At 67.7% G+C, this 24416-nt stretch carries 9 protein-coding genes and 1 pseudogene; 6 read left to right on the top strand and 4 right to left on the bottom strand.

The genetic code is table 11. The features are described 5' to 3' along the window. Window positions 1–13: 13 nt before the first annotated feature. The 5 genes from A5781_RS14275 to A5781_RS14255 all read left to right on the top strand — a co-directional run bounded on the left by A5781_RS14275 (window position 14) and on the right by A5781_RS14255 (window position 5226). On the top strand, window positions 14–1255 hold the full coding sequence (locus A5781_RS14275; RefSeq protein WP_067207214.1) for a cytochrome P450: 1242 nt from the start codon (window positions 14–16) through the stop codon (window positions 1253–1255). Between the two features lie 59 nt (window positions 1256–1314). Further along, the gene (locus A5781_RS14270; protein WP_067206986.1) at window positions 1315–1734 is read left to right on the top strand and encodes a hypothetical protein; all 420 of its coding nucleotides are present in this window, start codon (window positions 1315–1317) and stop codon (window positions 1732–1734) included. A gap of 21 nt (window positions 1735–1755) precedes the next feature. Next, entirely contained in the window at window positions 1756–2715 is a 960-nt protein-coding gene (locus A5781_RS14265) for an SDR family NAD(P)-dependent oxidoreductase (protein WP_067206983.1), read from the top strand. Then, a complete protein-coding gene (locus A5781_RS14260) occupies window positions 2712–3983 on the top strand; it encodes a cytochrome P450 (protein WP_067206980.1) in 1272 nt (423 codons plus the stop codon). Before A5781_RS14265 ends, A5781_RS14260 begins: the two co-directional genes overlap by 4 nt. 160 nt (window positions 3984–4143) lie before the next feature. Next, entirely contained in the window at window positions 4144–5226 is a 1083-nt protein-coding gene (locus A5781_RS14255) for a dihydrodipicolinate reductase (protein ID WP_369817729.1), read from the top strand. Window positions 5227–5283: 57 nt separating this feature from the next. On the opposite strand, the gene A5781_RS14250 is transcribed toward A5781_RS14255, so the two are convergent. The 3 genes from A5781_RS14250 to A5781_RS14240 all read right to left on the bottom strand — a co-directional run bounded on the left by A5781_RS14250 (window position 5284) and on the right by A5781_RS14240 (window position 21162). Then, on the bottom strand, window positions 5284–7899 hold the full coding sequence (locus tag A5781_RS14250) for a sugar epimerase family protein (RefSeq protein WP_067206977.1): 2616 nt from the start codon (window positions 7897–7899) through the stop codon (window positions 5284–5286). A 25-nt stretch (window positions 7900–7924) separates the two neighbouring features. Next, the gene (locus tag A5781_RS14245) at window positions 7925–20431 is read right to left on the bottom strand and encodes a type I polyketide synthase (RefSeq protein WP_067206972.1); all 12507 of its coding nucleotides are present in this window, start codon (window positions 20429–20431) and stop codon (window positions 7925–7927) included. A gap of 338 nt (window positions 20432–20769) precedes the next feature. Beyond that, window positions 20770–21162: a hypothetical protein gene (locus A5781_RS14240; protein WP_082939347.1), complete on the bottom strand. Its 393-nt coding sequence runs from the start codon at window positions 21160–21162 to the stop codon at window positions 20770–20772. A gap of 136 nt (window positions 21163–21298) precedes the next feature. Between A5781_RS14240 and A5781_RS14235 the strand changes: the two genes are divergently transcribed. After that, a complete protein-coding gene (locus A5781_RS14235) occupies window positions 21299–21634 on the top strand; it encodes an RNA polymerase-binding protein RbpA (protein ID WP_067206967.1) in 336 nt (111 codons plus the stop codon). Here A5781_RS14235 and lnt read toward each other — a convergent pair. Next, a pseudogene (gene lnt / locus A5781_RS14225) lies at window positions 21609–24273 on the bottom strand (apolipoprotein N-acyltransferase). The gene A5781_RS14235 and the pseudogene lnt sit on opposite strands and share 26 nt — an antisense overlap. Window positions 24274–24416: the final 143 nt, after the last annotated feature.

Genomic DNA, 24416 nt, shown 5'->3' with positions numbered 1-24416 from the left:
GGACATGCGTGTGATGACCGCAACAACAGGTGCGCCCAATGTCTTCGAGGCGGGGCTTCCGACGCTGGAATATGACGTCAGCGAATCGCCGCACGAGGTCTGCGACCGCATTCGAGAAGCCCAGCGACGGGGGCCGATCGCCATCGGCCCGTTCGGGCCCGAGGTCCTCTCATATGAGCTCGCCCGCGGCGTTCTCCGCGACATCCGATTCGTCATTCCCCCGGGCCTTCATCTCAGCGCGCAGGGCGTGACCGCGGGTCCGCTCTGGGACAGGGTCGTCGGCAGCATCATCTGCGCCGAAGGCGCCGAACATCATCGGCTGCGGAGCTTGGTGTCGAGGGCTTTCACACCACGAGCTACCGCGCGTCTGCACGACACCATCGGCGAAGTGGTCAACGAACTGATCGACAGTGTCGCGGACGCGGGCCGCTGCGACGTTGTCACCGATATCGCCCGGCACTACCCGATCCCGGTCATCTGCGCGCTGCTCGGGGCGCCACGCGGCAGCTGGGCCCAGTTCGAACGATGGGCCGAAGCCATCTTCAAGATGGTCAACTTCTCGGTCAACATCGCCGACGAAATGCCCGTGATTCTGCGCGGGTGGGCCGAGCTCGACACCTATGTCGATGAAATGGTCGCGGAACGACGACACCAACTCACCGACGACTTGCTGTCTGATCTCATCCGCGCCGAGGACCCGACTTTTCGAGGCGACCGGCTCAACGCAGACGAACTGCGGTCGACGGTGGCCGGATTGTTGCTGGCAGGAACCGACACCACGCGCAATCAGCTGGCGGCTTCCCTACAGGTACTCCTCGATCACCCGGAGCAGTGGGCGATGTTGCACGAACATCCCGAACTCGCCATGTCCGCGGTCGAGGAGAGCATGCGTCACTCGCCCGCGGTCTGCAACACGGTCCGCACCGTCAACGAAGACGTCGAGTTTGGCGGATGCACGTTCCCCAAGGACACCTACATCTTCGTCAACTCCTTTGCGGCCAATCGTGATCCCGATGTTTACCAGGATCCCGATCACTTTGACATCACCCGCAAGGGAGCGCCGGCGGTGCTGACCTTCGGTGGCGGAGTGCACTATTGCCTCGGCGCGAATCTGGCCAGGCTGGAGCTCGCCGAAGGACTCAAGATCATGGCACACCGACTGCCCGACGCCCGCCGCGTCGGACCGGCACCGTGGAAACCCATGCTCGGGATGAGCGGGCCGACGAGTCTTCCCATAGAGTTTGGCCGCCGATGACGCAGCTTCCCTCCCTCCCGCTTCCCGACCCGGCTCCAGATGACACGCGGAGGTCGCAGATGAACGACTCGCCATCTCGGTTGCATCACGTCGTCTTTGCGGTGGAGCGTGAGCGCCATGACGCTGTGGGACAGCTGTTTTCTGATCTGGGTTTCAGCTTCGAAGAGATCGATCTCGACGAACTCGGGATCCGCGTACTGCTGGACTGGAATCGCGGCATCGAGCTGATCAGTCCGAACCCCGGATCCACCGGTGAGGTAGCCGTTTCGGTGACAGAATTCCTCGCCAGTCATGGCAATGGCGTCTTCACCGTGGTGCTGCAGGTCCCCGGTGCGTCAGCGGCCGAGGACATCGCCAAGCGCTACGGTTCGGCCACCCGCTTCCGGCAAGGCTTCGAGGGCGAGGGCAACTACCTCGAGGAAATCGACTTGTCGGTGTTCGGCTTGCCCCTGACCTTCCTATCGACCAACTTGCCCTGAGTAGTCACCAAAGGGAGTGCCATGAGCGAACTTCGGTTTGATGGCCGGGTTGCCATCGTCACCGGGGCGGGCGGCCAGCACCCGAGCCTGGGCCGCTCGCACGCCACTCTGCTCGCCGAGCGGGGAGCCAAAGTCGTGGTCAATGACTTTGGCGTGGGCCCCGACGGGCGAGGAATCATGCGTGCGAACGCGGAGCAAGTCGTCGAAGAGATCGTCGCCGCCGGCGGTGAAGCGGTTCCCGATCAGCACAGCGTTGCCGACGAAGAAGGCGCGCAAGGTGTCGTAGCGACGGCGCTGGACACTTGGGGACGGCTCGACATCGTGGTGAACAATGCCGGGGTCTGCTTCATGGTGCATTTCGATGAAATTTCCAGCGCCGACATCCGCAGCATCATCGACGTGCATCTGATGGGGACCGTGTGGATGTGCCGGGCGGCGTGGCCCCACATGCGTGAGGCGGGCTACGGACGGATCGTGAACACCACGTCGGGTGCGATGTTCGGAATCGAGCACCTTTCCATTTATGGTGCGGCCAAGAGCGGCATCTTCGGATTGACCCGCGGGCTGGCCGTCGAGGGGGCGGCGTTAGGTATCAAAGTCAACGCGTTGGGGCCGGCCGCCAACACCACCGCTATCCGCCACTTCAACGAGACTTCGCCCTTCACCTCGATGATGGAAGCGCACTTTCCCACCGGCCTGGTGTCGCCCGCCGTCATCTACTTGGCTCACGAGGACTGCGAGCTCTCCGGAGCCAACCTCGAGGCCGCCGCTGGAAATGTGGGCCTACGAGTTTTCGGCCAGACCGCGGGATACACCGACACCGACCTCACTGTCGAGAAGGTGCGAGACAACCTCTCGACGATTGTCGACAAGCGCACGGCGACGATGATCCCCGATCCGGGTGAGATGCCCGCCGGGCCTACCGGTGCGGCCCAGCTCGGCGCCGTTTTCAAGCCCTATCAACCGAATGGAGCCCCATGACCGTCGGTACGGCAAGTCCGAGCATCTTCGAGGCCGATCTACCGGTGTTGAACTACGACGTCACGGACACACCGCAGGAGATCTATCCACAGTTTCGGGCTGCCCAGCAGGTGGCTCCCATAGCACTGGGTCCGGTGGGGCCGGAGGTGCTCTCCTACGAACTTGCCCGAACCGTCCTCGGCGACCCGCGGTTCGGGATTCCTCCGGGCATTCACCTCACCGCGCACGGCGTGACGTCGGGCGAGCTGTGGGATCGCGTCGTACGCAGCATCCTGTGCATGGAGGGAGCCGAACATCGCCGGTTGCGCGGCCTGGTGTCGAGAGCCTTTACGCCGCGGGCAACCGCGCGGATGGACGAAACGATCCACGCCGTCGTCAACGAACTCACCGATGCCGTTGTAGCCGAGGGGAGTTGTGAGTTCGTCGAGGCGATCGCGCGACCGTATCCCATCCCGGTCATCTGCGCCCTGCTGGGCGCGCCGCGGGAGGACTGGAAGCTGTTCTCGAAGTGGGCGGAGGACATCTTCAAGATAGTCAGCTTCGACTGCAATCTAGCTGAGGAAGAGCCCAAGGTGCTCAAGGCCTGGGACGCCTTCGACGAATACATCGACGGGATGATCGCGGATCGACGCAAGACGCTGACGGATGATCTTCTCTCCGAACTGATCCGAGCCGAAGATCGTGGCGACCGCCTCGACGCCGGCGAAGTTCGAATGCTGGCATTCAGCATCCTAGTAGCCGGAACCGATACCACCCGAACGCAATTGGCTGCGTCGATGCAGGTCTTGTGTGAGCATCCGCAACAGTGGGCGCTGCTTCGCGACAGTCCCGAGCTCGGAATGAAAGCCGTCGAAGAAACCATGCGCCACTCGCCGTCGATGTGCAGCACGCTGCGCAGCGCCACTGATGACGTCACACTCGGCGGATACACTTTTCCCGCAGGGACGTTCATTATCGTCAACACCTACGCCGCCAATCGGGACCCGTCCGTTTACGACGATCCCACGCGTTTTGACATCACCCGCAATGATCCGCCGCCCATCCTCACCTTCGGCGGCGGCGCTCACTATTGCCTCGGAGCCAACCTCGCCAGGCGGGAGCTCTCCGAAGCACTCAAGATTCTTGCGCATCGTCTACCGCACGTACGGTGCACCGAAACCCCACCATGGCGACCACTTCTCGGGATGAGCGGGCCTACGGGCCTGCGGCTTGAGTTCGACCGAGCCGACGCGGTACCGACCGCAACCGAAAAGGACCGGCCGCTATGACCGCTAGGCCCGCGGCAATCCCCGTGCTCGGGGCGGCGATGCTCGCGTTTGGCACGCCGTCCCGATGTGCGGACCAGACGCCGTGACAATTCGGGCGAAATCGCTGTTTCACCCACCTCACCTTGCCGCGGCTACCGCTGCGGATCGCAAAGGAGACGCCGTGATCGTCCACCCCGATAACGTGAAGTCTCCACTGCGAATTGTCCAGTGGACCACCGGTAATGTCGGCAAGCGTTCGGTGCGGGCAGTTGCATCGAATCCCGCACTCGCCCTCGTGGGGTGCTACGCCTGGTCCCCCGACAAGGTGGGTCGCGACGTCGGCGAACTGGCGGGCATCGCGCCGCTCGGCATAGCGGCGACCGACGACGTCGATGCGCTTATCGAGTTGAAGCCCGACTGCGTCATATACAACCCCATGTGGCCCGATGTCGACCAGCTCGTCCGGATACTGTCCGCTGGGGTCAATGTTGTGACCACGGCAGCCTTCATCACGGGTCACTACTTCGGCGACGGTCGCGATCGCATCATCGATGCATGCGAGCGCGGTGGATCGACAATCTTCGGTAGCGGCGTCAATCCCGGGTTCGCCGAGCTGATGGCCGTCATGTCCTCGACGATCTGTGATCGGATTGACAAGATCACGATCACCGAGTCCGGAGATAGCACTCTGTACGACTCTCCCGCGACCGAAATGCCAGCGGGCTTCGGTCAACCCATCGACAACCCCGAACTGCAGGCGATGACGGCGGAAGGCACAGGCGTATTCCGCGATGCGCTGATCATGATGGCCGACGCACTGGGTGTCGAGCTTGATGATGTGCGGTGCGAGGCCGAATACGCCCAAACTACAGAGGATCTCGATCTTCCTGGTCCGTGGCGAATCGAAAAGGGCTGTGTTGCCGGGATCGACGCACGTTGGCGAGGATTCGTCGGCGACCGCGACATCGTCGAGATTCGCGTCCGTTGGCGCAAAGGTCAGACGTTGGACCCCGACTGGCAGATGGACACTATGGGGTATGAGCTGGAAGTCCAAGGGCTGCCGACTGTCAAGACCTCGATCCAACTACTCCCACCACCGGATTTTCAATTCGAAACCCTGGCCGACTTCATGGTGCTGGGCATGATCATTACGGCCATGCCGGCTGTCAACGCGATTCCGGCCGTGGTCGCTGCCCCGCCAGGTATCGCAACGTACAGCGATTTACCGCTCACACTTCCCCGCGGAGTTCTGAAGACCCAATAGCTGCCCTACCGGACGGTGTCTCCAAGCGTCGACGGCGGTCAAGTTCAGGGCCCGCGGTCACGCGTGAAGGGCACCGGGCCCTTCCGCGGCCAGCTCCAGCACCTGAATCTCGCCCGTAGTCCCGTCGACCTCGACCAGGGCGCCGGGCGGCAACGACTTGGTGGCTCCCTGCACGTCCACCACACAGGGGAACCCGAATTCGCGGGCCACCACGGCGGCGTGTGACATCGGACCGCCCAGTTCGGTCACCACAGCGGCGGCATAGCAGAACGCCGCGGTGTACCCGACGTCGGTGACCTCCGCGACAAGAATTTCGCCCGGCTGCAGGTCGTCGATCGTTTCCGGCCGCACAATACGCACCCGGCCGCGCACCCTCCCCCCGCACACGCCGACACCGCGCAGCGTCCCACCGCTGGTGAGAACCGCCGACGTCGCTGCGGTTGGCTGCCAGCTGCCGCTGAACACGGTCGGCGGAACCACGGCGGCCAGCCGGCGTTGTTCGGCACGGCGCCGGGCCACCAGCTCGCCGACATCCGGCGGCAGCGCATCGAGCTCGTCGACGAGCAGATAGAACACATCGTCGGCGGTATCCAACGTTCCGGCCTCGACCAACCTGCGCCCGTACTCGCGCATGAGGTCGCGTAACACCCAATTGGCCCGAACCACCTTGTCGCGGCGGACCTCGCGGTCGCGGAGCTGGCGTGCTGCCAGCTGTGCGATCGGCTTGGCGTGCAGTGGAATCCGGGCCCGCTGGGGCTGGGGCGGGGGCGCGACGCCGATCGCTCTGGTCACCATCCGGACGAGCAACTCGGGGTCATCGGCGTAGCTGATCGACAGCATCTCGAGCTCGGCGGGGCCACGATGCCCGATCAGCGCCAGCTCGGCCAGTACGGCGGCGTGAAACTCCGGCGCCTCGACGGCCAGCTTGCCCAGCCGCTCGCCCGGTTCGGCCAGCAGCGCCGTCACTTTCGGGTCGCGCTGTGCTGCAACCACCAACCGCTGCATTGCCTCGACCGATCGCGCACTGACCAGTTCCGGTCCCGCCGGCGCGGCGGTGTCGCGCCCACACAAACCGCGCAGCAGGACGTTGAACGCGGCGCACAGCATGAACGACGCGGATGCCAGCACCCAGCCGTGCACCACGTCGTCGCGCGCCAACGAGATCAGGCTCAGCAGCCGGCGATCGTCCAGCCGGGTGACGTCGTCGGCCAGGCGTTCCAGGTGATCGACATCGGCGACGAACTCGTGGGTGTCTTTCGACGAGCCGGCGGACAGGCCGATGAGGTTGACGCCGAATACCCCGATGTTACGAACGGTCCGCAGTTGCTTTCGGATGCGGCCGGTTTCGGAGCGTGGGCGCTCCGCGCCGAAGATCGGCAACGATGCCATGCTGGGGCCGAAGAATCCGCTGTTGCTGACGATCATCGCAGGCTTGGCAAACGGTACGGTTTCGGCCATGTAATGCGCCGAGGTGATGGCACCGTAGAGCCGGTGGGCGAAAACGGCGACCGTCCGTGTGGCGATTTCACGCTGGACGATCCCGCCTGGCCGCAGCCGCTCGGCGATGGCCACACCGCCGGCGCGCAGTCCGCGCACGGTCACCGATGCTGACGCCGGCGAGAACGGGCCCGGCAGCGCCTCCGACAAATTGGTGGCCAGGAAGGTCGGAAAACGCGGGTCGATCGGGGTATCGAACTCCCCGTTATCTCCTGCTGGGCCAGCCCAATTGGGTTTCACCCCGTCCTCTGTCGGCGCGTCGACGGAAGGGAGATCGCCTATGTGGGCCATCCGCCAGGGCAGCGACACCACGCGCTTGCCCACGGTCACCCGGCCGCGCACCGCGAGCGCCAAATCTTCGACGCATTCACCGGAGTTCCACGCCGGCCGGAAGCCCCACTGCTCACGCAACCGCGCGGTATCCATGAACGCCGCGCTACGCACCAGTTGCAGCTCGGCGACTTCAAAGCCCAACCGCACGACCGGGCGTCCAAGCGCCGCGGCGAGGCGCCGGAAGGTCAGCTCGCCCGAGGCCGCGAGATTAACCGGGCCACTGCCGATTCCGGTGTCCACGATCGCCCGGTTGAATAGCCTGAGGGCGTCGTCGAGGTGGACGACCTGCATGAGACGGTCGGCCGACCCGTCGGGGAATACCGGCAACGCCAGCACCCGACGCACCCAATTATCGACGTTTCGGCCGACAATCAGCGCGGAGCGGACCGCGACCCATTCCAGTCCCGACTCCTCGAGTATCCCCTCGACCCGGGCCTTGCATTGGCCGTCTGCGCTGACCGGCGTTCTCGCATCGTGCTCGGTCTTCGGCGCGTCTCCCCCGCCGTAAACATGCGGCGACGATGCGAAAACGATCCTCCTGGCCCCGGTTTCGGCCATCGCCTGCAGAACGTTGCGGGTGCCTTCGACGTTGACCTGGTGGCTGATCCGGGCGTCGGCGCCCGGGCTGTTCGCCCACGCGCAGTGGGCGACGACATCCGCGCCGGCGATCGCGCGGGTGACCGCATCGGTGTCCCGGATGTCGGCCGCGACGAATTCAGCCGCACTGGGCCAGCTTTCGGGTCGATGACGGGCAAATCCGATGACGTCGTGGCCCTGGCTGAGCAAGCGGAAGGTCAGGCCCCGGCCGAGCACGCCGCCGGCGCCGGTGACGGCGATTCTCACTGATTGGCCCTGCGCACGTTCATGGCTATTCGTCGTCGTCCATCAGCGCCGCGTTGACCAGATCCTCGAGGTCCATGTCCGCGATGTCCTTCTCCGAGGTCACCGGGGCGGGCGGCGACTGTCCGTCAGCTCGACCGCCGTCGGCCTCATTCGCCAACGCGAGCAACAGCTCCAGCACCCCGGCCTGTCGCAGGCGCTTGACCGGGATCGACCCCACGGCGCGCTGGATTTCGGCTTCCCCGGGCGCGGCGGCGGGACTCTGTTGCTCGGCCGCACCGATGAGTTCCCGATGCATGTAACCGGCCAGCGCGGCGGAGTTGGGGTAGTCGAAGATCAGCGTGGGCGACAGAGCCAAGCCGGTAGCTGATTTCAGCCGGTTGCGCATTTCCACCGCGGTCAGCGAGTCGAAACCCAACTCCTGGAATGCGCGGTCCGGATCGATGGACTCGGGGCTGGAGTTGCCGAGCACGGTGGCGATGTTGGCACGCACCAAGTCCAGCAGAACCGCCTGTTGCTCGTCGTCGGGCAGCCCTTCGAGGCGCTGCAGCAGAGCCGATTTCGACTTCGCCGCGGCCAGCGAATCGTCGACCTGCCGCCGGGTCGGCGCGTTGATCAGATCGATGAACATCGGCGGTAGCGTCCCGCCGTCGAACTTGACCCGCAAGGCGGCAAGGTCGATGTGGGCGGGCAACAGGAACGGCTCGTCGACGATGAGCGCAGTGTCCATCAGTTCGAGCGCCTCGTCGGCGGACATCGCGACGATTCCGTCGCGGCCGAACCGGGCACGATCGGCGGCACCGAGCGCTCCGGTCATGGCGCTGGCCTGATCCCACAGGCCCCAGGCCAGCGACATCGCGGGCAGTCCGTGCGTGCGCCGGTGCACGGCCAACCCGTCCAGGAACGAGTTCGCCGCCGCGTAGTTGGCCTGACCCGACGCTCCCGCCAGCCCCGCCATCGACGAAAACATCACGAACGCTGACACATCGAGGTCGCGGGTCAGCTCGTGCAGGTTCCATGCGGCATCGACCTTCGCCCGCAACACCGCCTCCACCCGCTCGGGAGTGAGCGATGAGATCACCGCGTCGTCGAGTACGCCGGCCGCGTGGATCACACCCGACAGCGGCCGTTGCACCGGAATGTCGGCGATCACCTTGGCCAGTGCCTCGCGGTCGGCGGCGTCACACGCCACCACCTGCACCTGGGCGCCGGCGGCGTTGAGTTCCGTCACCAGTTCGGCGGCGCCCGGCGCGTCGAGACCGCGCCGGCTCACCAACACCAGGTTTCGTGCGTCGTGGCGCGTGACCACGTGACGGGCCAATGCCGAACCCGCCATCCCGGTGGCACCGGTGATCAATACCGTGCCGGCCGCCCAGGCGTCCGGCATGGTCATGACGACCTTGCCCACGTGGCGGGCCTGGCTCAGATACCGCAACGCAGCCGGCGCGCGGCGCACGTCAAACCTGGTCACCGGCAACGGCCGCAGCACGTCGTCGCCGAACAATGTGGCCAGCTCGTCGAGTATCTGCGCGATGCGGTCCGGGCCGGCCTCGAACAGATCGAAGGCGCGGTAGCGAACACCGGGGTGTTCCTGAGCGACCGCTTCCGGCTCGCGCATGTCGGTCTTACCCATCTCCAGGAACACGCCGCCGGGGGCGACCAGTCGCAGGGACGCGTCGACGAAGTCGCCGGACAGCGAGTCCAGCACCAGGTCCATGCCGCGCCCACCGGTGACCGACCGGAACTTGTCCTCGAAGTCCAGGCTGCGGGAATCCGAGATGTGGTTCTCGTCAAAGCCCATGGCCCGCAATGTGTCCCACTTACCGCGGCTGGCGGTGGCGAACACTTCCAGGCCCAGGTGACGGGCCAGCTGCACCGCGGCCATTCCCACCCCACCGGCGGCGGCATGCACCAGCACCCGCTGGCCCCGCTTGACGGCGGCCAGGTCCACCAGCGCGTAGAAGGCCGTGGCGAATACCACCGTGGTGGTGGCGGCCGCAGTGTGCGACCATCCAACCGGCATCTTGGCGAGCAGGCGCTGGTCGGTCCTGCCGATCGTGCCCGTGCCATCGGGGAACAAGCCCATCACGCGGTCGCCGACCGCGAAACGCGCGCTGTCCGGGCCTGTTTCGATGACGACGCCGGATGCCTCGATGCCCATGACGGCGTCCGGGTCCGGGTAGAGCCCCAGCGCGATCATCACGTCGCGGAAGTTGGCGGCCAGGGCCGAGAGGGCGACCCGAACCTGCCCGGGCGCCAGCGGGGCGTCGGCGTCCGGGATGCGTTCGAACCGCAGATTCTCGAACGTGCCGTAACTGCTCATACCGAGTCGCCACGGCCCATCGGCCGGAGGCACCAGCAGGCCACCGACGGCGCGACTGCCATGCACCCGCGCGGTGTACACCGCCCCGCCGCGCAGCAATACCTGCGGCTCGCCGACCGACAACGCCGCTCCGACGGACTCGTCGTCCAACCGGCCATCGGTGTCGACGAGCACGATGCGGCCGGGGTGCTCGGTTTGCGCCGAGCGCACCAGTCCCCACACCGCCGCGCCCGCAAGATCGGTGACGTCCTCCCCCGGCAACGGCATCGCGCCGCGAGTCGCCACGATCAGGGTGCCCGCGCCGTCGCGGGCCAGCCAGGACTGCAGCACCGGCAGGACCGCGCGCGTGGCCGCGTAGACGTCGGCCACGACATCGTCGACCACCGGCGCCGATTCGAAGACCACCGCCGACGGCTGCGTCACGGGGTCGTCTGATTCCGTTGCGCCCCACAGCGATACCGTGACAGGCTGCACCGACGTCGACCGCTGCGCCGACCAGATGACCTCGAAGAGCCGGTCCGGTCCCGAACTCGAGACCGCCGCCAGCAGCTGCTGGTCGGTCACCGGCCGGGCCACCATCGACGCCACCGAGAGCACCGGCAGCCCCAACCCGTCCGCAAGTTCGATCGACACCGCCGAATCACTCACCGGCACGATCCGCGCCCGCACCGCCGTCGCCCCCGCGGCGTGCAACGAGACCCGCTGCCAGGAGAACGGCACCAACATCGAACCTTCGGGGAGTTCGTCGCCATCGGACGCCAAGATCACCGCGTGCAGTGCCGCGTCGAGCATCACCGGGTGGACGCCGAACCCGACCGCCGAAACCCCCGTGTCCGCGGGCAGGGTCACCTCCGCGAACACTTCGTCACCGCGACGCCACATCGAGGTCAGGCCGCGGAACGCCGGGCCGTAGCCGTATCCGCGCTCGGCCAGGCGCTCATAGCCGTCGCCGACGTCGACCGCGGTGGCACCCGTCGGTGGCCACACCGACAGGTCCGCGCTCGGCTGCACCTCACCCGCACGCAGGACACCCTCGGCGTGCAACGACCAGCCTGAACCGGCGTCGGCACGCGAAAAGACCGACACCGCACGGGCACCCGATTCATCGGCGCCGCCGACGACGACTTGCACCGCGACCGACCCGGAGCCCGGCAACACCAGCGGCGCCGCGAGATTCAGCTCATCGACAACGCCGCAGCCCACTTCGTCGCCGGCGCGGATCGCGAGCTCCACGAATCCGGCGCCGGGGAACAGAACCACGCCACCCACGGCGTGGTCGGCCAACCAGCCCTGCGAACTGGGCGACAACCGGCCCGTCAAAACCACCCCGCCGGACGCCGGCAGTTCCACCACGGCACCGAGGAGGGCGTGCTCGCCGGGCGCGAGCCCCAAACCCGCGGCGTCGACCGTGGCACCGTCGCCGGAGAGCCAGAACCGCCGGCGCTCGAACGCATAGGTGGGCAGTTCCACGAAATTGGCTTTGCCGATGGCACGTCGCCAGTCCACGTCCATCCCGGCGACGAATCCCTGCGCGACCGCGTTGGTCAGGGCCACCGGTTCCGGGCGGTCCTTGCGTAGCGCCGACATGGTGATCACCGGAGCGTCGGGAAGCGATTCTTCGATCGATGCCGTCAGCCCGCTACTGGGTCCGACCTCGAGGAAGCGGTTTGCGCCGGCCGAATGCACGAAGCGCACGCTGTCGGCGAACCGCACGGCTTCGCGAATGTGCCGTTTCCAATAGGCCGCCGAAGCGAAGTCGTCGGCTGCGAGCTGGCCGGTCAGGTTCGACACGATCGGTATCGTCGGGCTGCCGATGGCGAGCCCGGCCGCGACCGTGCCGAATTCGTCGACCATCGGATCCATCAACGGCGAGTGGAACGCGTGGGACACCGCCAACTGGTGGACGCGGCGCCCGTCGGCGCGGAGTTGGCCCGCAATCGCGGACACCTTGTCCTCGACGCCTGAAATGACCACCGACATCGGCCCGTTGACGGCGGCGATGCCGACGCCGGGCAGCAGCAGCGGGCGCACCTCCTCCTCGGTGGCCTGCACGGCGATCATCGCCCCACCATCGGGCAGGGCCTGCATGAAGCGGCCGCGAGCGGCGACCAGTACCGCCGCGTTCTCGAGCGACAAGACGCCGGCGACGTGCGCGGCCGACAGCTCACCGATCGAGTGGCCCAGCACAAAGTCGGGATGGACGCCCCAGGATTCGAGCAACCGGAACAGGGCGACTTCCACGGCGAACAACGCCGGCTGGGCGAATTCGGTGGTGTTCAAGAGCTTTTCGTCGTGGCCCCACATGACTTCGCGCAACGGCCGCAGCAGATGCCGGTCCAATTCGGCCACGACGGTGTTGAACGCCTCGGCGAACACCGGGTAGGCGGCGTGCAAACCCATGCCCATGCCGAGCATTTGGGCGCCCTGGCCGGGGAAGACGAAGACGGTCTTGCCCCCGGGCGTGGCCGTGCCCTGGACGACCGATCCGAGTTCACCGGCGGCCAACTCGTCGAGGCCGGCCAGCAACCGCTCGCGATCAGCACCGACAACGACGGCACGATGCTCGAAGTTCGACCGGCCCGCCAACGACCACGCCACATCACCGGCGTCGAGGTCACCGCGCTGGCGTACGTGCTCGGCGAGCCGCGTGGCCTGAGAGCCCAACGCCGGCAACGACTTTGCTGACACCACCCACGGCAACACCGGCAGCGTGGCGCGTTCCACGACGGACGCGGCCTCGACGGGCGCGGCCTCGATGATCACGTGCGCGTTGGTGCCGCTGATGCCGAATGACGACACGCCGGCGCGGCGCGGACGTTTCGCCTTCCAGGGCTGCGGCTCGGTCAGCAGCGCCACCGATCCCATCGACCAGTCGACGTGCGGGCTGGGTTCGTCGACGTGCAGCGTCGCCGGCAGCAGATCGTGACGCATCGCCAGCACCATCTTGATCACGCCGGCCACACCGGCAGCGGCCTGCGTGTGTCCCATGTTCGACTTGATCGACCCCAACAGCAGGGGCTCGGCGCGGTCCTGCCCGTAGGTGGCCAACAGCGCTTGTGCCTCAATGGGATCGCCCAACGTGGTTCCCGTGCCGTGGCCTTCGACCACGTCGACCTCGGCCGCGGACAATCCGGCATTGGCCAGCGCGGCGCGCACCACTCGCTGCTGGGACGGACCGTTGGGCGCGGTCAAGCCGTTGGAGGCGCCGTCCTGATTGATCGCCGAGCCCCGCATCACCGCCAGCACGGGGTGACCCAGACGCTGCGCATCCGACAAGCGCTCCAGGACGAGCATGCCGCCGCCTTCGGAGAACCCGGTGCCGTCGGCTGCCCCCGCGTAGGCCTTGCACCGGCCATCCGCGGACAGCCCGCGCATGCGGCTGAACTCCACGAAGATGTCGGGTGTGGCGTTGACGGTGACGCCGCCGGCCAGCGCCAGGTCGCACTCGCCGGAGCGCAGCGACTGCGCCGCCATGTGCAACGCCACCAACGACGACGAACACGCCGTGTCCACCGACACCGCCGGCCCCTCCAGCCCCAGCACATACGACACTCGGCCCGACGCGACACTCGACGACTGCCCGGTCAGGCGGAAGCCCTCCGCAGCCGGGGCGGCGCCCATGCCGTAGCCCTGCGTATAGACCCCGGCAAAAATGCCCGTCGCGCTACCCCGCAACGCACCGGGCTCCATCCCGGCCCGCTCCAAGGCTTCCCACGACAACTCGAGGAACATCCGCTGCTGCGGATCCATGGCCAGCGCCTCGCTCGGCGCGATGCCGAAGAACGCGGGGTCGAAGTCCGCGACTCCGTCCACGAAGCCGCCGGTGCGGGTGTAGCAGGTGCCCGGAACATCGGGATCCGGGCTGTAAATGCCGGCCAGATCCCAGCCGCGGTCGGCGGGGAACTCCGAGAGCACGTCGCGGCGCTCGATGAGCATCTGCCACAAATCGTCGGGGGAATTCACCCCGCCCGGATAGCGGCACGACATGCCGACGATCACGATCGGGTCGTCGCCGACGGCGCGAACGACCGGGGCGGGCGTGATTTCTTGTGGCACCCCGGCGAGTTCGCTACGGATGTAGCCCGCCAACCCGTTCGGTGTCGGGTAGTCGAAGATTAGGGTGGGTGAAAGCGCCAGCCCGGTGGCCGTTTTCAGCCGGTTTCGCATTTCGACCGCGGTCAGTGAGTCGAAGCCCAAGTCCTGGAACGCCTTGTCCGGGTCGATCGCCTCCGGCGTGGTGTTACCCAACACCGTGGCGATGTGCGAGCGGACCAGGTCCAGCAGCACCGCATGCTGTTCCGGTTCGGGCAACCCGTGCAGACGATGCGCCAGAGCGGATTTCGACTTCGCGGCCGCCAGCGAGTCGTCGACCTGGCGCCGCGCCGGCGCGTTGACCAGGTCGGCGAACATCGGGGGCACCGCGGCGGCGTGGGCACGCAGCGCGTTCAGGTCGATGCGGGCGGGCGCCATGAACGGCTCGTCGACGATCAGTGCGGTGTCGAACAACTCCATCGCCTCGTCCGAAGACAGGGCCAGGATCCCGTCGCGACCGAGGCGGGCGAGGTCGGCGGCGTCCAGCCCACCGGTCATGGCGCTGGCCTGATCCCACAGCCCCCATCCCAGTGAGATCGCCGGCAACCCGAGGGCCCGCCGATGCGCGGCCAAAGCGTCCAGGAAGGAGTTGGCCGCCGCGTAGTTACCCTGCCCCGACGACCCGACGAGGCCGGCCATCGACGAGAACATGACGAACACCGACAAGTCGAGATCGCGGGTGAGCTCGTGCAGGTTCCAGGCCGCATTCACCTTGGCGCGCAACACCGCATCGACTCGCTCCGGAGTCAACGACGTGACGACTGCGTCGTCGAGCACACCGGCGGCGTGGATCACCCCGGTCAGTGGATGGCTCGCCGGAATTTCGGCGATCGCCGCCGCCAGCGCCTCCCGGTCGGCCGCGTCGCACGCGACCGCGCGCACTAGGGCCCCGGCTTCCGCCAATTCGGCGATCAACTCCGCGGAGCCCGGCGCGTCGGGACCGCTGCGGCTCAGCAACACCACGTTCTGCACACCGTGTTGCGTCACCAGGTGGCGGGCCAGCGTCGAACCCGCCATTCCGGTGCCACCGGTGATCAGCACGGTGCCGGCCGCCCAGGCGTCCGGAACCGTCATGACAACCTTGCCGATGTGGCGGGCCTGGCTCAGGTACCGCAACGCCGCACGGGCGCGCCGGATGTCGAAGGTGGTCACCGGCAACGGCCGCAGTACATCGGCGTCGAACAGCCCGGCCAGCTCGATCATCCACTGGTGCATCCGCGGACGGCCGGGCTCGAAGAGGTCGAAGGCGCGGTAACGCACGCCCGGATATTCCTGGGCGATCACGCCGGGATCGCGAATGTCGGTCTTGCCCATCTCCAAGAACACGCCGCCGGGGGCAACCAGCCGCAGGGAGGCATCGACGAAGTCGCCGGCCAGCGAATCCAGCACCACGTCCATGCCGCGGCCACCGGTCACCGCCCGGAACTTGTCCTCGAATTCCAGACTGCGGGAATCCGAGATGTGGTCGTCGTCGAAGCCCATGGCCCGCAACGTGTCCCACTTACCCCGGCTGGCCGTCGCGAATATCTCGAGACCCAGATGCCGGCCCAACTGGACCGCGGCCATGCCGACACCGCCGGCGGCCGCATGCACCAACACCCGCTGGCCCGGCTTGACATCGGCCAGGTGCACGAAGGCCATATACGCGGTGGTGAAGACGGCCGAGATGGCGGCGGCCTCGGCGTATGACCAGTCCGCCGGCATCGGCTGCAGCAGGCGGACGTCGCCGGCGACCAGCGTGCCGCTTCCGTCGGGGAAGAACCCGTAAACCGAGTCGCCGACGGCGAATTCGGTGACACCCGGGCCGACTTCGACCACCACGCCCGCGCCTTCACCGCCGAGTAGCGCGTCGTGGGTGAACATGCCCAGGGTGATCATGATGTCGCGGAAGTTGGCGGCGATAGCGCGCAGGGCCACCCGAACCTGACCCGGCTCCAACGGCGCGTCGGCGTTGGGAACCGGCTCCAGCCGCAGATTTTCGAACGTGCCGGCGCTGCTGATACCGAGGCGCCAGGGTCCGTCACCCGGGGGGACCAAGAGGTCGTCGACTGCGCGGCTCGGCCGCACCCGCGCCGTATGGACCTGGCCGTTGCGCAGCAATATCTGTGGCTCCCCGGCCGCGAGCGCCGACGCGACGGCCGAATCATCCAGTGGCACATCGGAATCCACCAGGACAATCCGGCCGGGATGCTCGGTTTGCGCTGAGCGCACCAGGCCCCACACCGCCGCGCCGGGCAGATCGGTGACGTCCTCCCCCGCCAATCCCACGGCGCCGCGAGTTGCCACGACCAACACACCGGCGTCGCGCTCGGTCAACCACGACTGCACGGCGGTCAACGCCCGGTGGGTACGCTCATAAGTTGCGGTGACCGGATCCTGTTCGGTGGCAACCGATTCCAGAATCTCGTAGGCCGGGGCCGGGTTGGCGGCGGTGGCCGGCACGGTTGCCGGCGACCACGCCAGTTCGAACAGTCGCTCGGGGCCAGAGGTCGACATCGCCGCGCGCAGTTGCCGCTCACTGACCGGGCGGGCAACCATCGCGCCCACGGACAACACCGGCAGGCCCAGCCCGTCGGCGAGCTCGATCGAGATCGAAGCGCCCCCGCCGGTCTGGGGGCCCCGGTTGGTCGGCGCAATCCGGGCGCGGACCGCGGTCGCACCCGCGGCGTGCAACGAGACGTCCTGCCACGAGAACGGCAACATCACATCGACGGGCTGGCCCGCCGCCTGCTGGGCCATGATGACGGCGTGCATCGCCGCGTCGAGCAGGGCCGGGTGCACGCCGAACCCGCTGGCACCTCCGGCCGCGTCCGGCAGTCGCACCTCGGCGAAAACCTCGTCGCCGCGGACCCACGTCGCGGTCAATCCCCGGAACGCCGGGCCGTAGCCGTACCCATGCGCGGCCAGCCGGTCGTAGCCGTCGGCCACGTCCACGGCGACCGCGCCCGCGGGCGGCCACACCGACAGATCGGCGCCGGGTTCAATCGACCGGGAGCTCAAGACTCCCTCCGCGTGACATATCCATCCCGAACCGGCGTCGGCACGGGAAAACACCGAGACGGCGCGCCGTCCCGAATCGTCGCTGGGACCGACAACCACCTGCAGGGCAACCGAACTGGAGGCAGGCAACATCAGGGGCGCCTGCAGCGTCAACTCGTCGACCACCGAACAGCCGACTTCGTCACCGGCCCGGATCGCCAACTCGACAAACCCAGCGCCCGGGAAAACGGCCGCACCGGAGACCGCATGATCGCCCAGCCACCCCTGCAGGCTGGGCGACAGACGACCCGTCAGCAGCACCCCGTCAGAAGCAGGCAGCTCGACGACCGCGCTGAGCAACGCGTGCCCGCTGGTCCCGAGCCCCAAGCCCGCGGCGTCGGCTCCGATGCCCTCACCCGACAGCCAAAACCTGCGCCGGTCAAAGGCGTACGTCGGCAGCTCCACGAAGCCCGCCCCGGACAACACACCACGCCAGTTCACGCTCACACCGGCCACGAATGCGGCGGCGGCCGATGTGAGGAACCGCTCGAGGCCTCCGTCATCGCGGCCCAGGGTGGGAACCACGATGGCCTCGGGGTCGCCGGCCGAGTCTTTCAGGCAGTCGTTCACGGTGTCTTCGATGCCGGCAATGAGCGCTGGATGCGGACTGGATTCGATGAACGTGCGATACCCGTGCTCGCATGCGGCGCGCACCGCTTGGTCGAACTGCACGGTCTGCCGGATGTTGCGATACCAGTAGGCGGCGTCCAAACCGGCCGTGTCCAAACGGTTTCCGGTCACCGTGGAAAAGAAGGCAATGCGGGAGGAACTCGGCTCGATGCCGGCCAGCGCCTCGGCCAGCTCATCCCGAATCGCCTCGACCTCGACCGAATGCGACGCATAGTCCACGTCGATCCGGCGAGTGCGCAGCTCCAGGTCGGCGCAGAACCCGACGAGTTCGTCGAGCGCGGCCACTTCGCCCGATACCACCACCGCCGAGCGTCCGTTGACGGCGGCAATGCTGACGCGACTGCCGTAGGGCGCCAACAGCTCCCGTGCCCGTTCGGTGCTGCAAGCGATCGAGAGCATGCCACCGGAGTGGGCCAGCGACCGCAACAACTTGCTGCGCAGCGTGACCACCCGAGCGGCGTCGCGCAGCGACAGCGCGCCCGCGACATACGCCGCGGCGATCTCCCCCTGCGAATGGCCGATCACCGCGTCCGGGTTGACTCCGATTGATTTCCACAGTTCTGCCAGGGACACCATCACCGCGAACAGCACCGGCTGCACCACGTCCACGCGATCCATGCCCGGGGCACCCGGGACGCCACGCAGGACATCGATCAGCGACCAGTCGACGAATTCCGCGAACGCCTCCGCGCACGCGTCGATCTGCTGCGCGAATACCGGTGCGGTGTCCAGCAATTCGATCCCCATGCCCAGCCATTGGGAACCTTGGCCGGGGAAAACGAAGACGTTCTTGCCCGCCGGCACCGCGCTGCCCTGAATGACCGAACCGGTCGGGTCGTCACCGGCCAACTCGTCGAGCCCGGCGAGCAACCGATCCCGGTCGCCTCCGACCACGACGGCCCGATGCTCGAAGGTCGCGCGGCCCCCCAGCGTCCAGGCCACGTCGGCGACATCCAGCTCGCCATGGCCGCGCAGATGTCCGGCCAGCCTGGCCGCCTGAGACCTCAACGCCGGCAACGATTTCGCCGAAACCACCCACGGCACCGCAACGGGCCGCGGCCGGTCCGCCAGCGGCTCGGGCACCGGGACCGCCTCGATGATCACGTGTGCGTTGGTGCCGCTGATGCCAAACGACGACACACCGGCCCGTTGCACGTGGCGACTCGCCGGCCAGGGCTGCGCTTCGGTCAGCAACGAGACCGCTCCCGCCGACCAATCGACATGCGGGCTGGGCACGTCCACATGCAGTGTCGCCGGCAATATTTCGTGGCGCATGGCCTGCACCATCTTGATCACACCGGCCACGCCCGCCGCGGCCTGGGTGTGACCCATGTTCGACTTGATCGACCCCAGCCACAGCGGCTCGGACCGGTCCTGGCCGTACGTCGCCAACAACGCCTGAGCCTCGATGGGGTCGCCCAACGTGGTGCCGGTTCCGTGGCCTTCCACCACGTCGACGTCGGCCGTCGACAAGCCGGCATTGGCCAGCGCCGCACGCACCACCCGCTGCTGCGACGGACCATTCGGCGCGGTCAGCCCGTTCGATGCACCGTCCTGATTGACCGCCGAGCCGCGCACCAACGCCAGCACCGGATGACCCAACCGCCGTGCATCCGAGAGCCGCTCGACGACGAGCATGGCGCCGCCCTCCGACCAGCCGACGCCGTCGGCGGCTCCGGCGTAAGCCTTGGACCGGCCGTCGGGGGCCAGCCCCCGGTGGCGGCTGAATTCGACGAAGACCGTCGGGGTCGCGTTGACGGTCGCGCCGCCGGCCAGCGCCAGATCGCACTCCCCCGAACGCAACGACTGCACCGCCATGTGCAACGCCACCAATGACGACGAACACGCCGTGTCCACCGACACCGCCGGGCCCTCGAGCCCTAGCACATACGACACCCGGCCGGAGGCGACGCTGGAGGTCATGCCGGTCAGGCGGTAGCCCTCGATCTCCTCGGCGAGCATGCCGTAGCCCTGGACGATGAGCCCGGCGAACACCCCGGTCGCGCTGCCCCGCAGCCCGCTGGGGTCGATGCCGCCCCGTTCCAACGCCTCCCACGACAGTTCCAGCAGCATCCGATGCTGCGGGTCCATCGCGAGCGCCTCGCTCGGAGCGATGCCGAAGAAGCCCGAATCGAAGTCGGCGACACCGTCCACGAAACCGCCGGTCCGCGCGTAGGTCTTGTGGCGGGCGTCGGGGTCCGGGTCGTACAGGCTCGCCAGGTCCCACCCGCGATCGTTGGGGAACTCCGTGATCACATCGCGGCCGTCGGCCACCATCTGCCACAGGTCTTCTGGTGTCTCGACTCCGCCGGGGAAGCGGCAGGACATGCCTACGATCGCGATCGGCTCGCTCGACCGCTCCAGCAGCGCACGGTTGGTGCGTTTCAGGCGCTCGACCTGGACCAGCGCTTTGCGCAGCGCTTCGGTCGCATGCTGGAGTTGATCCGCCATCACTACCTCTCGCCTAACTTGGCCGTCAGCTGCCCCGATGCGACTCTCGCCGAGTCACGGAATTTGCTGCACGATGCGATGCCGTGCCGCTCTCCGGCCCAAGAATGTCGCTGGTGAGTATGGCCAACTCTGACGGTATTTCAAAACGTCCGATGCTCCCGGCTGCTACAGGAGAATCGGCTTCGGCGTGAGGCACGCCTTGTCCCAGGGGATCCGGAACGCGCCGTTGCGCCCGCGGGTGTCGGGGCATCTCGCGACCCCGGTACGCCGGGATACAAGTACAGCGCCGTCCATGGCGCGACTGTACCCGGCTATGCATCGGCAGTGGTCAGGACGGCTCAGACGCCCACTCGGCGCCAGCCGTCGGCCGCCCGCGCGGCCCTGATCAGCAGGTCGCACAATTCGCGCAGTTCGGTCGCCTGCGCTCCCTCGTCGAGGGCGGTCACGACATCCTCCGCCGCACACCGCACCTGGTAGACCCGGTCGGACAGGTCGGCGGCGTCGTCGGCCGACAGGACCACCGCGTCGGGAGGCAAGGCCAGCGAGGTCCCGGCGCTGCCCCGGGTCAACGAGGCGCGTTGTTCGTATGCCCGCTGCCGGCACGACTGGCGGCAGTACTGGCGTCGCCGTCCCATCCCGGCGTCGGACACGTCTCGACCGCACCAACGACACGGCTGCGGGCGGGGACGGCGGCTCACGCCTGCCGACTTTAGTCGGGATTGCGCGGCCATCCCGGTATCATTGAAGGTCGCGTCGCGTACGCCGCCCGCCAACCGGGGAACTACGCGGACCGCCGCAACGTTTGCCAAGCGGACAGAATTGCATTACAGCAGCCCGAAAGTTCAAAAGACCTAGAGGAGTAGCAACATGGCTGATCGCGTCCTTAGGGGCAGCCGGCTCGGAGCCGTGAGCTACGAGACCGACCGCAACCACGACCTGGCCCCGCGTCAGATCGCGCGGTACCGCACGGAGAACGGCGAGGAGTTCGAGGTCCCGTTCGCCGACGACGCCGAGATTCCCGGCACCTGGCCCTGCAAGAACGGCCTGGACGGCACGTTGATCGACGGCGACCTGCCCGAGCCGAAGAAGGTCAAGCCGCCGCGTACGCACTGGGACATGCTGCTGGAGCGCCGTTCGGTCGAGGAGCTCGAAGAGCTGCTCAAGGAGCGGCTCGAAATCATCCGGTCACGCCGCCGCGGCTGACCCCCGACCGCATTAGCTGCGGTTGTCGGCGCGCTGGGTGCCGGCCCGGGCCTTGCGGCCCTCGATGCCCCATCGGGTGACCTTCATCAGCGCCTCGCGGATATTGGATCCGCTCATCTTGGAGACGCCGAGTTCACGCTCGGTGAAGGTGATCGGCACCTCGACGATGACGAACCCGTTGCACACGGTGCGCCAGGTCAGGTCGATCTGGAAGCAGTAGCCCTTGGAGTCCACCGCCTCGAGGCCGATCGCCTCGAGGACTTCTCGGCGGTAGGCGCGGTAGCCGGCGGTGATGTCATGGACGCCGATTCCCAGGGCGAGCCGCGCATAGGTGTTGGCCGTCCACGACAGCGCCCAGCGCCGCCACGGCCAATTTCGCACCGACCCGCCCTCGACGTAGCGGGATCCGATGGCCAGGTCGGCTCCGGCGTCGACCGCGTCCAGCAGACGGTGGAGCTGCTCGGGCGCGTGGCTGCCGTCGGCATCCATCTCCACCAGCACCGAGTAGTCGCGGCTCAGACCCCAGGCGAAGCCCGCCAGGTACGCCGCGCCCAGGCCGTCCTTGGCGGTGCGGTGCATCACGTGGGTGCGACCGGTATCGGCGGCCGCCAGTTCCTCGGCGAGCTCGCCGGTGCCGTCGGGGCTGCTGTCGTCGACGATGAGCAGGTGCACGTGCGGGCAGGCGTCCTTCAGCCGCCGGTGGATCACCGGCAGGTTCTCCCGCTCGTTGTAGGTGGGGATGATCACCAGGACGCGCTCGCTGGGACGACTTCCCGGGTCCCGGGGCGCCGGCTGGCCGGTGGTCATGTAGCTCCTCTGTGTCGCCCGATGTGTCGCGACGGTCGTTGGCCGCCCTCGTGGAGCGGAGTGTAGTCACCGCCGTCCTCCGGCGGCGCCTGGTCCCCGTCCTCGTCGGGCGGGATTTCGCCCCGGGGCGTACCGGCGTTCGGGGATTCGTCCGGGGCCTCGGACCTCCGACGAATCGGACGCGGGAACCATCTATTGTGCCGTATCCCGGCCAGAATGGCCGCTCCGGCCGCCGCAACCAGGAGCCATTGCAGGATGGGACCCCAGCGGGTCGCCGGCGTCAGTTTCGTCTTCAGGCGCACCTGGATGTCCAGGTAATCGGGCTGAAAGAAGTCGGTGCGAACCAGCTCGGCGCCGTCCGGCGCGATCACCGCGCTGATCCCGGTGGTGCCCGCGACCACCACGTACCGGTCGTGTTCGACGGCCCGCACCTTGGCGAATCCCAGCTGCTGTTCGCTCATCGTCTTGTTGAAGGTGGCGTTGTTGCTCGGCACGGCGAGCAACTGGGCACCGTTGAGGACCGCTTTGCGCGGGACGCGGTTGAAGATCACTTCCCAGCACGTGGCCACCCCGACCGGCACCCCGGCGATGTGCACGACGTCCGTGCCGGGCCGGGGCACCATGTTCCCGGCGCGGTTGGCGTACGAGGAGAGATGGCTGAACAGCCACGGCATCGGTAGGTATTCGCCGAAGGGCTGCACGATTTCCTTGTCGTGCCGGTCGGCCGGTCCGGTCGACGGGTTCCACACGATCATCGTGTTGGTGTACTGCGGATTCTCCGGCGGGCTGCCGGGCAGTTCCGACACGGTGCCGATCAGAATCGGCGCGCCGACCGCGGTCGCGGCCTGCGATATTTCCAGCGCGGCGTCGACATTGACCAGTGGATCGATGTCCGAGGAGTCCTCCGGCCAGATGACGAATTGGGGTTGCGGCGCGTGTCCCGCTCGCACGTCCTCCGCCAGCCGCAGGGTCTCGCGGACGTGGTTGTCGAGCACGGCCCGACGTTGCGCGTTGAAGTCGAGACCCAGCCGCGGCACATTCCCTTGCACCACCGCAACGGTGACCGAGGGTTCGCCGCCCGATCCCGTGCCGGCATGCCGAACCTGCGGCCAGACGACGACGGACGCGAACAGCACGAGGCAGATGCAGACGCCAGGCAGCACCACCGCGGGCGGTTCCGCATCGGCGTTCGCCGATTCGTCGGCGCCGCGCTGCGCCCGCTTACCGGCGAGCCACCACTTCACAATTTCGAGCTCGATGGCGGTCGCGCTGAACCCAACCAGGACGATCGCCGTGGAGAGCAACGCGGCGCCCCCGAGCTGGACCAACGGCAAGAAGGGGCCCTGCGCCTGGCCGAATGCCACCGACCCCCATGGGAAGCCGCCGAACGGGACGATCGATTTCAGCCACTCCTGGGCCGTCCACACCAGCGCAAACCACACGGGCCAGCCCGGCAGCTGCCGCACGAGCACGGCGCCCAGGCCGAAGAGGGCGGGAAACAGCGCACACGTCATCGCCAGCACCATCCAGGGCACGGCGCCGACGAGCATGCTGATCCACGGCAGCAGCGGCAGATAGAACGCCAGCCCGAAGAGGAACCCGTAGCCCAAACCGCCCGCCGGCGTCGTCGCCGGATGCTTGAGCACCCAGGCCAGCAGCGCGGCCGCGACGACCGCACCCCACCACCAGTTCAGCGACGGGAAGCTGGTGAAGAGCAGGACACCGCCCGCTATGGCGCAGATCAAGCGGGTCAGCCGCGGCAGCATGGCGGCCCGGACGGCAGGCAGCCGCGCGAGCGCCCCGGCGCCCACCCGGCGTGCCGCGGCCGCCATCCGGTCCGTCAGCGGTGGCGCGCCGGATTCCCGGGAGTCGACGTCGTCTTCGGGCTTGTCGTCGCCCTCCAACGCGGCTGCGCCGCTTGCCGGGCCGGTATCTGAGTGCGTCGCGAGGTCGTCGTCCACCGGGTCGGCCTCGC

This window comes from Mycobacterium sp. 852002-30065_SCH5024008 (genome assembly GCF_001665645.1).
GTDB classification, from domain to species: domain Bacteria; phylum Actinomycetota; class Actinomycetes; order Mycobacteriales; family Mycobacteriaceae; genus Mycobacterium; species Mycobacterium paraffinicum.
The sequence above is the reverse complement of the archived record's forward strand: the minus strand, read 5'-3'. Positions and strand labels throughout refer to the sequence as shown.